Origin of the sequence: Bradyrhizobium sp. OK095, assembly GCF_900109945.1 — a bacterium.
Taxonomy (GTDB): domain Bacteria; phylum Pseudomonadota; class Alphaproteobacteria; order Rhizobiales; family Xanthobacteraceae; genus Bradyrhizobium.
This window is the reverse complement of record NZ_FOBX01000011.1, coordinates 238,293-250,260: the sequence shown is the minus strand read 5'-3', so window position 1 is coordinate 250,260 and position 11,968 is coordinate 238,293. Positions and strand designations below refer to the sequence as shown.

The 11,968-nt window shown below is 63.6% G+C and carries 14 protein-coding genes; 11 read left to right on the top strand and 3 right to left on the bottom strand.

Translation table 11 applies throughout. From position 1 onward, the window contains the following. Both BMW89_RS27720 and BMW89_RS27715 read right to left on the bottom strand, forming a co-directional pair. On the bottom strand, window positions 1-211 hold a 211-nt coding region (locus BMW89_RS27720), incomplete at its 3' end, for a DUF4372 domain-containing protein (protein ID WP_143062837.1). Window positions 212-379: 168 nt separating this feature from the next. Further along, window positions 380-1,051 (bottom strand): DUF938 domain-containing protein, encoded by a 672-nt coding sequence (locus tag BMW89_RS27715; RefSeq protein WP_092031006.1) that lies wholly within the window; start codon window positions 1,049-1,051, stop codon window positions 380-382. A 265-nt stretch (window positions 1,052-1,316) separates the two neighbouring features. On the opposite strand from BMW89_RS27715, the gene soxX reads away from it, so the two are divergent. The 11 genes from soxX (at window position 1,317) to BMW89_RS27660 (ending at window position 10,493) form a co-directional block, all read left to right on the top strand. Beyond that, a complete protein-coding gene (gene soxX, locus BMW89_RS27710) occupies window positions 1,317-1,673 on the top strand; it encodes a sulfur oxidation c-type cytochrome SoxX (protein ID WP_092031042.1) in 357 nt (118 codons plus the stop codon). 35 nt (window positions 1,674-1,708) lie between these two features. Beyond that, window positions 1,709-2,200 carry a thiosulfate oxidation carrier protein SoxY gene (soxY, locus tag BMW89_RS27705; protein ID WP_092031004.1) on the top strand — a complete coding sequence of 164 codons (492 nt, stop codon included), beginning with the start codon at window positions 1,709-1,711 and terminating at the stop codon, window positions 2,198-2,200. A 13-nt stretch (window positions 2,201-2,213) separates the two neighbouring features. After that, window positions 2,214-2,525 (top strand): thiosulfate oxidation carrier complex protein SoxZ, encoded by a 312-nt coding sequence (gene soxZ / locus BMW89_RS27700; protein WP_092031002.1) that lies wholly within the window; start codon window positions 2,214-2,216, stop codon window positions 2,523-2,525. Beyond that, complete coding sequence (gene soxA, locus BMW89_RS27695) at window positions 2,525-3,388, top strand: sulfur oxidation c-type cytochrome SoxA (protein ID WP_177196357.1); 864 nt, start codon at window positions 2,525-2,527, stop codon at window positions 3,386-3,388. The genes soxZ and soxA overlap by 1 nt, the downstream gene beginning before the upstream one ends. Next, window positions 3,385-3,690: a hypothetical protein gene (locus BMW89_RS27690; RefSeq protein ID WP_092030997.1), complete on the top strand. Its 306-nt coding sequence runs from the start codon at window positions 3,385-3,387 to the stop codon at window positions 3,688-3,690. The genes soxA and BMW89_RS27690 overlap by 4 nt, the downstream gene beginning before the upstream one ends. Window positions 3,691-3,741: 51 nt before the next feature. Further along, window positions 3,742-5,487 carry a thiosulfohydrolase SoxB gene (gene soxB, locus BMW89_RS27685; protein ID WP_177196356.1) on the top strand — a complete coding sequence of 582 codons (1,746 nt, stop codon included), beginning with the start codon at window positions 3,742-3,744 and terminating at the stop codon, window positions 5,485-5,487. A 1-nt stretch (window position 5,488) separates the two neighbouring features. Further along, a complete protein-coding gene (locus tag BMW89_RS27680; protein ID WP_092030991.1) occupies window positions 5,489-5,947 on the top strand; it encodes a DsrE family protein in 459 nt (152 codons plus the stop codon). 121 nt (window positions 5,948-6,068) lie between these two features. After that, window positions 6,069-7,106, top strand: coding sequence for an MBL fold metallo-hydrolase (locus BMW89_RS27675; protein WP_092030988.1), 1,038 nt, complete (start codon window positions 6,069-6,071; stop codon window positions 7,104-7,106). Window positions 7,107-7,195: 89 nt separating this feature from the next. Beyond that, window positions 7,196-7,369 carry a hypothetical protein gene (locus BMW89_RS38090; protein ID WP_092030985.1) on the top strand — a complete coding sequence of 58 codons (174 nt, stop codon included), beginning with the start codon at window positions 7,196-7,198 and terminating at the stop codon, window positions 7,367-7,369. Between the two features lie 110 nt (window positions 7,370-7,479). Next, the gene (locus BMW89_RS27665) at window positions 7,480-8,697 is read left to right on the top strand and encodes an MFS transporter (RefSeq protein ID WP_092030982.1); all 1,218 of its coding nucleotides are present in this window, start codon (window positions 7,480-7,482) and stop codon (window positions 8,695-8,697) included. Window positions 8,698-8,777: 80 nt separating this feature from the next. Beyond that, window positions 8,778-10,493: an N-acyl-D-amino-acid deacylase family protein gene (locus tag BMW89_RS27660; protein WP_092030980.1), complete on the top strand. Its 1,716-nt coding sequence runs from the start codon at window positions 8,778-8,780 to the stop codon at window positions 10,491-10,493. Window positions 10,494-10,540: 47 nt separating this feature from the next. On the opposite strand, the gene BMW89_RS27655 is transcribed toward BMW89_RS27660, so the two are convergent. Continuing rightward, complete coding sequence (locus tag BMW89_RS27655) at window positions 10,541-11,881, bottom strand: MFS transporter (RefSeq protein ID WP_092030977.1); 1,341 nt, start codon at window positions 11,879-11,881, stop codon at window positions 10,541-10,543. Window positions 11,882-11,968: the final 87 nt, after the last annotated feature.

The following is an 11,968-nucleotide window of genomic DNA, read 5'->3' as shown; positions in this document are numbered from 1 at the left end:
AATGATCCCAGCTCGTGAACGACTTGTCGTAGGCGTCCCCGTCCACACCATCCACAGCCGTTCGAAATTGCCGCCGATTGATCGGTTCAAGGAGCTTGCCAAAAATGCTATCGTTAAATCGCATGCCCGGTCCCTTTCTGAGTCTCGACAACCAGAAAGTACCGGCTTCATGCCGGTTAAACTGGGCATGCTCCGCGGCATAGTGAATCATTCCCCGGACAGCCCTGCCTTGCGGGGGAGGGGCAGGGAGAGGGGTGCCACACAGGGACTCTCTCGATTTGCGCGCGCGGCATGATCGCAGATGGATAGACCGTTTCCTGGGCTACCCCTCTCCCCCGCCCTCCCCCGCAAGGGGGGAGGGAGCGCACCTCCTGCGTAGCTAGCGCGAGAACACCAGCGTCAGATTGTTCGCGGGCATCTCGATCGTATCGACCAACCGAAGGCCCACGGCCTTTGCGAGTATCTCGACGTCGCTGATATCACGCACGCCCCAGTCGGGATTGCCTTCGCGCAAGGAGGTGTCGAACACGGCGTTGCTGAGCGCGGTGTGCTTGCCGTCACGCTTGAATGGGCCGTAGAGGAACAGCTTGCCGTCGGCGCGCAGATAGCGGCCGGCGCCGGCGAACAGGCCTTCGGCCACGCTCCAAGGCGCGATGTGGATGACGTTGGCACAGAACAATGCGGCAAGGCTTGTCGGCGCCTGCCCGCTTTTCATCTCCAGGCACCAGTCGGGAGCCGTGAGATCAATCCGCAAGGGCGAGCGGATGTTTGCCAGGCCCGAATGAACGCGCCAGGCCTCGATGCTCTTGAGGTGGCGCTGATTGAGATCGCTCGGCCACCAGATCAGGCCGGGCGTGCGGCGGGCGAAATGAACCACGTGCTGCCCGGTTCCGCTGCCGAGCTCGACCACGTTGCCGGTGGTGCCTGCGAGGTGCTTGTCCAGCGCCGCCCAGAGCGGCTCGTGATTGCGATGAAATGCCGGCGCATCGAGCCGTCCATCCGACTCGACCCGTCCGCCGTCCCTGCCAAATTCGACGACATATTCAGCCAATTGAAGTCCCCTTGAAAAACGAGAACGAGATAAAAAGCAACGCGAGCGCCCAAACGCACTCAAAACAGCAGGCCCGCACCGCACCCCGGGCCCGAATCCGCCGAACAAATAATCTCTTTAGTTGTAATGCGGAAGATATTAACTCCATTTTGGCGCATGCATAGTCTTCATTGTCAGGTGATGGCCTTTGTGCGATGCCCTTTGTGCTTTGGAGCACTATATTTCCGCGAACGAGATCATCGACATAACGCCTCGGAATGACGCCTTGACCGCCTTTCCCCGGACACCCGTCCTGACCATCCTGCTGGCCATCGCCGCCGGCCTTGCCGCAAGCTCCGCGCAGGCGCAATCCACTGTCGCCGAGGGTGAGAGGCTCGCCTTCGACCGCGGCAAGGGCAATTGCCTGACCTGCCACGTCATCAAGGGCGGAGACCTGCCGGGTACGATCGGCCCGGAGCTGAGGGACCTCAAATCAAAATACCCTGATCGCAACGAGCTGGCCGCGATCATCTTCGACGAGACCAAGCGCAATCCGCAGACCATGATGCCGCCGTTCGGTCGTAACAGGATTTTGACCGACCAGGAGATCAGCGCGATCGTTGATTTCCTGCAAACTCTGTGACGTCAGGCACGCCAAGAGACTGTGCAGGAGAGATTTTGATGACCACCACCGGCTCTTATCCGACGCGACGCCTGATCATTCAGGGCGCAGCCACGGTCGCGCTGCTCGGCCTCGGCAATCTGCCGTTCGCGGCGATTCCCGCGCTCGCAGCGGCTAACGACAAATATCCGGAAGAGGCGTTCAAGCTGAAGAACGAAGCCGACGCGATCAAGGCGCTCTACGGCAGGACCGCCGAGCCCTCCGACAAGGTCAAGCTCGATGCGCCTGAGATCGCCGAGAATGGCGGCGTGGTGCCGATCTCGGTGACGACGACGCTCGACAAGGTGACCTCGATCTCGTTCTTCGTGGCCGAGAACCCGAACGCGCTCGCTGCTTCCTACAAGATTCCGGACGGCACGCTGCCTGGTATCGCCAACCGGCTGAAAATGGCCAAGACCAGCAACGTGACCGCGATCGTGGAGGCCGACGGCAAGCTCTACAGCGCGACCAAGGAAGTGAAAGTCACCGTCGGCGGCTGCGGCGGTTAGGAGGATCGGTCCGATGGCATCAAGCATTCGCGTACGCGCAACATCCAACGGCGACATCACCGAGGTGCAGACGCTGATCCAGCACCCCATGGACACCGGCCTGGTCAAGGATGCCAAGGGCGAGCTGATCCCTGCGCACTACATCCAGGAGCTGAAGTTCGAATGTAACGGCAAGGACGTCTTTGTCGCCAATTGGGGCACCGCGGTCTCCAAGGACCCCTATGTCAAGTTCAGCTTCAAGGGCGCCAAGAAGGGCGATGATCTCAAGATCTCCTGGACCGACAACAAGGGCGGCTCGGATACGATCACCGCGAAGATTGCGTGATGAAAGCCCGCATCGCCCTCCTGCTTGGCTCGCTCGGCGCCGCGCTGGTCGCGTTCGCTTTCGCCTCGCCGCGCGTGGTCGCGGCCGACAAGGTCGATCCCGTCACTGACGCCAAAGCGTTCCAGAACTTCTTCTTCCAGAAGTTTCCTGATGTGAAGCACGAGGATTTCGTCAACGGTCCTTATTCCATGAACGAGGACATGAAGCGGCAGTGGCGGGAGAAGGAAGAATTCCCGCCCTACGAGTTCGCGCTCGACGCCGGCAAGGAAATGTTCGCGACACCATTCAAGAACGGCAAGACCTATGCCGACTGCTTCCCGAACGGCGGCATCGGCATCCGCCAGACCTATCCTTATTTCGACGAGAAGGAGGGCAAGGTCGTCACGCTGGAGCTCGCGCTCAACCGCTGCCGCGAGGCCAATGGCGAGGCGCCCTATTCCTACGTCAAGGACGAGATGGCTTCTCTGACGGCCTATATGGCCTTCACCTCGCGCGGCAAGCCGATGGACATCAGGATTCCCGACGATCCCCGCGCCCTCGAAGCGTTCGAGAACGGCAAGCGCTACTTCTACACCCGGCGCGGCCAGCTGAATTTCTCCTGCGCGAGCTGCCATGTGCAGAGCCCGGGCCAGCGCATCCGCGCCGAGATTTTGGCGCCGGCGCTCGGCATTCTGAACGCAATGCCGATCTACCGTTCCGAATGGAGCGGCATGGGCACCACCAGCCGCCGCTTCGTCACCTGCAACAGCCAGACCCGCGCGGTTCCGCTGGAGCCGCAGGCGGAAGAATATCGCGACGTCGAATATTTCCTGTCCTACGTCGCCAACGGCCTGCCGATTTCAGGCCCGGGAGCGCGGCCATGAAGCGGTCACTTACCTTGGCCATGCTGCTCGCATTGAGCCTGGCGCCAGCGGCGCGCGCGGCAAACGAGGCGGATTACAAAGCGGCCTATGCCGCTGCGGAGACTGCTTCCAAGGAGGCAGCCGGCATGCGCAATCAATGGACCGTGACCGTATCGGCGCTGGCGGCCGCCAAAAAAGCGGGCGACGGCGGCGATTTCGATCGCGCCATTGCCGCCGCGAAAGAGGCCGAGGCACTGGCAAAAGCATCAACCTTCCAGGCCACGTCTGAAAAAGAGGCGTGGAAGGCGATGGAAATCCGCTAGACTGAACCTGTTGAAACAGTCGAGCGATCATTGAGGGGCGGAGAATTCGAGATGGCGATCCGCCGCCGCGATTTCCTGAAGAATACAGCATTTGCCGCCGTCTCAGCCGGACTGCCGCGGCTCGCGCGCGGCACTGAGACCGCCAGCATTTACGACCTCGAACGGTTCGGCAATGCGCGCATCCTGCACATCACCGACACGCATGCCCAGCTCAACCCGGTCTATTTCCGCGAGCCCAGCGTCAATATCGGCATCGGCGAGATGGCTGGACGGCCGCCGCATCTGGTCGGCCGCGCCTTCCTCGAACGGTTCGGCATCCGGCCCGACAGCGCCGATGCCTATGCGTTCACCTGCTTCGAGTTCGAGAAGTCCGCCGGCCGCTTCGGCAAGCTCGGCGGCTTTGCTCATCTGAAGACGCTGGTCGACCGCCTGCGCGGCGATGTCGGCGAGAGAAATTCGCTGCTCCTCGACGGTGGCGATCTCTGGCAGGGCACGGGCCTCGCCAACGTCATGCAGGGCCGCGACATGGTCGAGGTCGCCAATCTGCTCGGCATCGAGGCGATGACCGGGCATTGGGAATTCACCTATGGCGAGCAGGCACTGCGCGACAATCTCGAGCGCTTCAAGGGCGAGTTCCTGGCGCAGAACGTTTTCCTGACCGAGGAAGCCGCGTTCAACGATGCCGCCGCCTTCGACAAGGCGAGCGGGCGCGTCTTCAAGCCCTCCGTGATCAGGGAGATCGGCGGCCATCGCGTCGCGATCGTTGGCCAGGCCTTCCCCTATGTGCCGATCGCGCACCCAAAACGGTTCACGCCGGACTGGACCTTTGGCATCCGCGAGGAAGAGCTGCAGAAGTATGTCGACGCCTTGCGCGGCGCGGACAAGGTCGATGCGGTCATCCTGCTGTCGCACAACGGCATGGACGTTGACCTCAAGCTCGCAAGCCGCGTCACCGGCATCGACGTCATCCTCGGCGGCCACACCCACGATGCCGTACCGCAGCCGATTCCCGTGAAGAACGCCGGCGGCACGACGCTCGTCACCAATGCCGGCTCCAACGGAAAATTCGTGGCCGTGCTCGATCTCGCGCTCGACAAGGGCAAGCTCGGCGATGTCAGATATCATCTGCTGCCGGTCTATTCCGAGCTGCTGAAGCCGGATCCCGCCATGGCCGAGCTGATCGGCCGGCTGCGCGCGCCGCATGTGACCGACTGGGCGGAGAAGATCGCAACGCCCGACAGGCTGCTGTATCGCCGCGGCAATTTCTCCGGCCCGGTCGACGAGCTGATCTGCACCGCGCTCCGTACCGAGCTCGATGCGGAGATCGCGCTGTCGCCGGGTTTCCGCTGGGGCGTCACCGCGCTGTCGGGCCAGGCGCTGACCATGGAGGATGTGCTCGCGGAAACCGCGATCACCTATCCCGAAACCTATGTGCAGGAGATGCTAGGGGCAGACATCAAGAACGTGCTGGAAGACATCTGCGACAATCTCTTCAACGCCGATCCCTATTACCAGCAGGGCGGCGACATGGTGCGCGCCGGCGGGCTCAGCTACACCTGCACGCCAACTGCTGCGATCGGCAGCCGTATCTCCGACGTGAAGCTCAACGGTGACAAGACGCTCAGCGCAAGCCACCGCTACAAGGTCGCGGGCTGGGCCTCGGTCAACGGCCAGCAAGGCGCGCCGGTGTGGGATGTCGTCGCTAAATATTTGCGCTCGGGGCGGATGTTTCAGGAGCGGCTCGGCACCGGCGTCACGCTGAAGGGCGTCGAGGACAACCCGGGCATTGCGGGATAGGATGATGCGGTCGCAGATCTTTTCCGCGCTGATGCTGGCGCTGCTCGCCTTCGCCGCGATGCCAATGGCCTCGGCGCAGCAGGTGCCGTTCCAGGACAAGCCGTTCGCCGAGCACAAGATCGTGCTTCAGCTCTCCGACGGCGATGCGAAGAAGCAGGCGCTGGTGCTGAGCGTCGCAAACAATCTGCTGAAGGCTTACGACCCCGACAAAGTTGCGATCGAAGTGGTCGCGTTCGGTCCCGGCGTCGATTTGCTGTTGTCAGGCAACGAGCGCCGCCGGCAGGTTGAGAGCCTGATCGCGCAGGGCGTGCGGTTCGACATCTGCCTCAACACCGTCGACACGATCGAGCGGGAGACGGGCAAGCGGCCTGAGTTCATTCCCACGGCGACGCCGGTGCAGGTCGGCGTCGGGCAGATCCTGTTTCTAGCGGAGAATGGGTACACATTGGTGAGGCCGTAGTCTGAGCCACTGCCCCGCAATAAAAATCTTCTAAATTTTCTTGTATTCACAGTAGATTGCTTCTCTTTATAGTCTCCGGCGTAGTAGAATCCTCGAAATTGGTTCCACGCCGGGTCTTGCCATGATCTTCCGCCAGCTCTTCGACAGCGTTTCGGGCACTTACAGCTACGTCCTCGCCAGCCGCCCCGGCGGCGAGGCGCTGATCCTCGATCCAGTGCTGGAGAAGGTCGACCGCTATTGCCAGTTGCTGCGCGAGCTCGACCTCAAGCTGGTCAAGGCCGTCGACACCCATCTGCATGCCGACCACGTCACCGGGCTCGGCGAGCTGCGCGACCGCACCCATTGCATGACCGTGATGGGCGACCAGACCAAGGCCGACGTGGTGGCCATGCGAGTCGCTGACGGCGACAAGGTGACGATCGAGGGCCTGTCGCTCGACGTGATGTACACGCCGGGCCACACCGACGATTCCTATTCCTATCTGATGGGCGACCGCGTCTTCACCGGCGATACGCTCTTGATCCGCGGCACCGGCCGCACCGATTTCCAGAACGGTTCTTCGCGCGCGCAGTACGATTCGATCTTCAATCGGCTGCTCAAGCTGCCGGACGAGACGATGGTATTCCCCGCGCATGACTACAAGGGCGACACCGTCTCCACCATCGGCGAGGAGAAGCGCTACAATCCGCGGCTCCAGGTGCGCTCGGTCGAGCAATACGTCGAGCTGATGGCCAGTCTGAAGCTGCCCAACCCGAAGATGATGGACGTGGCGGTGCCCGCCAACATGCGGGTCGGCTTGCATCAGGAAGAGCTGGAGAAGGAAGGCCGCGCGCTCAGCGCGGTCGAGGCGATCCGATCGCTCGGCCGGCCCGACATTTTGCTGGTCGATCTGCGCGAGAGCAACGAGCGCGCCAAGCACGGCATGCTCGAAGGTGCGCTGCACACGCCCTATCCCAGCGTCGAGGAGAGCCTGAAGCCCGGCGGCATGCTGCGCGAGGTCGCGGCCGCGACGGGGCGCCGTGTCGTGTTCTTCTGCGCCTTCGGCGAACGCTCGGCGATGGCGGTTGCGGCTGCGAAGGAAGCCGGCCTTACCAGCACCGCCCATATCGCCGGCGGCATCGATGCCTGGAAGAAGGCGGGCGGACCTGTGATGCACTGACGGCTTCGCTGAGGGCCCTTGAGATAAGTCAGGAACCGCACATATTTTCCGGGTAGAAGCGGATGACGCATCACCATCCGGGACCAGCCATGGCCAAGACCAAGCCGAGCGAACCGCCAAAAACCGCCCCGCCCAAGACGAAGACGGCTGAAGACAAGTCAAGGCAGCCGCCGCCCCCGCGCGAGATCGACGACGATTATGAGGATGGCGACATGGCGACGCCGAAGCGCGACCGCTATGGCAACGACGACGAGCCGTTGTGAGGGGTGGCAGGTCCTGGTCACGCTACCTGCCATGCGCCTGCGTTCATGGACAAATAACCGCTCTCCCCGATAGTTTGCGCGTCCCTGAGGGGATGTGAAACGGAACTGCAATGGTCGACGTTCTCGCCGCACCGCAACAAGGCAGGGCGGACAGCGCGCTACGCACGCTGACCGGAATCTCGATCGCGCATTGGGTCAGCCATTTCCATCTGCTGGTGCTGCCGATGCTGTTCCCGTTCCTGAAGGACAGGCTTGGCGTCGGTTATGTCGAGCTCGGCTTCGCGCTCACCACCCTCGCCGTCGTCTCCGGCCTGACGCAGGCGCCGACCGGCTATCTCGTCGACCATTTTGGCGCGCGAAAAATCCTGCTGGTTGGGCTCACGCTCGGCGGGCTGGCGCTGATCCTGCTCGGCCTCCATCTGAGCTACGCCTCGCTGATCGCCTGCGCCGTGCTGCTGGGGCTCGCCAACAGCGTCTATCACCCCGCGGATTACGCGATCCTGGCCGAGCACATGGACGAGGCGCGGATGGGCCGCGCCTTCTCGATCCACACCTTTGCCGGCTATTTCGGCGGCGCCGTGACGCCGGCGATCGTGGCCGCGCTGGTCACGGTGTCGGGCGGCGCCGGCGCATTGATCGCAGCGGGCGCGATCGCCATTCTGGTGGCGCTGCTGCTGGTGGCCATCGGCATCCCCGAGACCGGTGCGCATAAGAAAAAGCCGGGCAACGAAAACGCACCGAAGCAGGCCGTCATCACGCCGGCGCTGATCACGCTGACTGCGCTGTTCATGCTGCTCAGCCTGTCGGTCGCCGGCATCAACAATTTCGGCGTGGTCGCGCTGATGAGCGGCTACGGCACAACCTATTCCGTCGCCAACGTCGCGCTCACCGCGTTCCTCGGCGCCAGCGCCGCGGGCGTGCTCGCGGGCGGCTTCCTCGCCGACCACACCGAGCATCACGGCTATGTCGCGGCGGCCTGCTTTGCCGCGAACGCGGGAATCGTGCTTTTGATCGCGTTGGTGACATTGCCGGGCTGGGCCTTGACCGCGACGATGGCAACCGCAGGCTTCCTCTCCGGCGTGATCGCGCCATCGCGCGACATGCTGGTACGTAATGCCGCGCCTGCCGGTGCAGCCGGCCGCGCCTTCGGCATCGTCTCCACCGGCTTCAATCTCGGCGGCATCGTCAGCCCGCTGCTGTTCGGCTGGATCATGGACCAGAGCGCGCCGCACTGGGTGTTCGGGGCCTCCGTGATCTTCATGCTCGCGACCGTGGTGCTGTCGCCGTTCACGGAGCGGAAGCCAGCCAAGGCTGCCACGCAACCCTGAGCGCACTTCCCCGCGGTTGACACTGCGCTGGCGCGCCCGAAAATGCGCCCAAGCAAAACAACAAAGCGGGAAGAAACACCATGAGCATCCCAGATCTCGTGATCCGCGGCGGCACTGTCGCGGACGGAAGCGGCGGCGAGCTGTTCGAGGCTGACGTCGCCATCATTGGCGGCCGGATCAGCGAAGTCGGGAAGGTCGCGGCCAAGGGCGCCGAAGAAATCGACGCGCGCGGAAAACTGGTGACGCCGGGCTTCGTCGACGTCCACACCCATTACGACGGGCAAGTCACCTGGAGCCAGGACATCACGCCGTCGTCGCAGAACGGCGTCACCACGGCGATCATGGGCAATTGCGGCGTCGGCTTTGCGCCGTGCAAGCCTGTCGACCACACCCGCCTGATCCAGCTGATGGAAGGCGTCGAGGACATTCCCGAGCCGGTGCTGAGCGCCGGCATTCCCTGGGCCTGGGAAAGTTTTCCGGATTACATGGACTGGCTGTCAAAGCGCGATTTCGACATCGATGTCGGCGCGCAACTGCCGCATGCGGCGCTGCGGGTCTATGTCATGGGCGAGCGCGGTGCGCGCCGCGATCCCTCGACCGGCGAAGACAACGCGGCGATGGCAAAACTCGCGGGCGAGGCGGTCCGCTCCGGCGCGCTCGGCTTCTCGACCTCGCGCACGCTCAATCACCGCACATCCACGGGCGATTTCACGCCGACGCTGAAGGCAGGCGAGGACGAGCTCACCGCGATTGCCGGCGCGATGCACAGCCAGGGCCGCAGCGTGCTGCAATTCGTGCTCGATCTCTCGACCCTCCACGAAGATCTGCCGATGATGCTGCGGGTGGCGGACAGCACGAAGTGCCCGATCTCGTTCTCGATCACGCAGAACGACAAGGCGCCAAACCGCTGGCGCCAGACGCTGGACGAGATCAACGCGGCGGCGAAACGCGGCCTCTCCATCACCGCGCAGATCGCGGCGCGTCCCGTTGGGCTCTTGCTTGGTCTCGAGCTCTCGCGAAACCCGTTCCAGACCCATCCGAGCTACAAGGCGATCGCGCATCTGCCGCTGAAGGAGCGGCTCGCCCGGCTGCATCAATCCGAAGTGCGCAAGGCGATCCTGAGCGAGACGGCGACCGCAACCGACGATCCGCTGTTCTTCCGTCCCAACTACGACAAGATGTTTTTGCTCGGCGATCCCCCCGATTATGAGCAGCCGCCAGAGAACGCGCTGGGCCCGCAGGCGCGCAAGCAGGGCCGGCAGCCGGAGGAGCTTGCCTATGATGCGATGCTCTCGGACGAAGGTCGCGGCATGCTCTACGTGCCGTTCCTCAATTATGCCGACGGCAATCTCGATGCGACGCGCGAGATGCTGATCGATCCGCAATCGGTGCCGGGCCTGTCCGACGGCGGCGCGCATTGCGGCATCATCTGCGATGCCAGCTTCCCGACCTATCTGCTGACGCACTGGACCCGCGACCGCACCCGCGGCGAGAAGCTCACGATTCCCTTCGTGATCGCGGCACAGTCGCGCAAGACCGCGCTCTCGGTCGGCCTCACCGATCGCGGATTGATTGCCCCGGGCTACAAAGCCGACGTCAATTTGATCGACTATGACCGCCTGCATCTGCATCCGCCGAAGGTGCATTACGATCTGCCGGTCGGCGGGCGCCGGCTGTTGCAGGATGTCGACGGCTATGAGGCAACGATCGTCTCGGGCGTGGTGACGCGGCGGCAGGGTGAGGCCACGGGACGACGGCCCGGGAAGTTGATTCGGGGCGCGCAGGGGATGAATTGACGAGCGACTGCCACTTACCCTCCTGGAGGAGGGTAAGCCAGCGCCCCCTACGTCGGCGACACCGCGCCCTTCAGCGGGGCAGGCTGCGTCGCGGCAGCACCGCGCGTCAGCCGGGCCTTTTCCGTGTTCGGCCAGAGCAGCAGCAGGCCGATGACACCGGAGCCGACCATCACCACGGCGTTGATGGTGAAGCCGGTCATGTAGCCGTCGACCATGTTGCCGGCGCGTTGGATCACGGTGCCCATCACCATCGGCGCGATGATGCCCGAAAGCGTGTAGAGCGCGCCATAGATGGCGATGACCGCACCGCGCTGCGAGGCCGGGGTAAACTCGCCGAGCATCGGCGGGCAAACGACATAGATCGCGCCGCACAGGCCCGAGCCGACCACGAGCAGCGCGATCTGCAGACCGGCACCCTGCACATGCGGCATCGTCGCCAGGATCAGGCCGCCGAGGATCAGCGGCACCGAGCCGAGCACGCCGCGCGAGATGCGCGTGGTGTAACCGCGCGCCATCATCACCTGCGAGACCCAGCCCGTGATCATGACGATGGTGGCACCGAACACCCAGGGCAGGATCGAGACGAAGCCGGCCTGGCTCTGCGAGAAACCAAGGCCCTTGATGATGAAGGGCGTGAACCAGGTGAGACCGAGCGACAGCGCCCAATAGGCGCCGAACGTCGCGATCACGCAGCCAAGGAAGGTGCGGGAGGTCAGAAGCTGCAAATAGGGGATTTGCGGCTCAGTGGCGGCGAGAGCCTGCGTGTCCTCGAGCGGGCCCTCCTTGCCGAAGGTGAGCCAGGCACAGACCCAGATCAGACCGGCGACGCCGAGCGCGCCGAAGGCGTAGTGCCATGAGTGATTGACGATGACCCAATTCAGCGCCGGCACGGCGAGGATCACGCCGAAGGCCGAGCCCTGCGACAGGATCGCGGTCGGCAGCGTGCGCTTCTCGTCCGGGAACCATTTGTAGATGGCGTGCGCGGCAACCGAGAAGGCCGGGCCTTCGCCCGCGCCGAGCACGATGCGGCAGATCAACAGCGTGGTGAAAGAGACGGTGCCGACCATCGGAAACTGCGCCAGCGCCCAGATCACCGCCAAGGTCAGCAGCACCCAGCGCGTCGGCACCTTGTTGACGATGAAGCCGACCACGATGGCCGAGATCGAGAACAGGATGAAGAACGAGGAGCCGAGCAGGCCGAACTGCTCCGGCTCGAGCTTCAGATCGGTCATGATCGGCACGCCGGCGAGGCCGACGACGATCTTGTCCGCAAAGTTCACCACCATGAAGAGAAAGAGCAGAAACGTGACGGTCCAGGCGCCCTTTGGTGTTGCCTTGGGTGTTCCTGCCGTCTTGGCCGTCATGGACGGCGTTCCCTGAGCGCTCATCGTTCTCCCCGTATGTCTTTTTGGCACTTTTATGATTTGGCCGTTGGTGAAGCTAACAACGGCTTGAACGGCAACGCAACCCCGGCA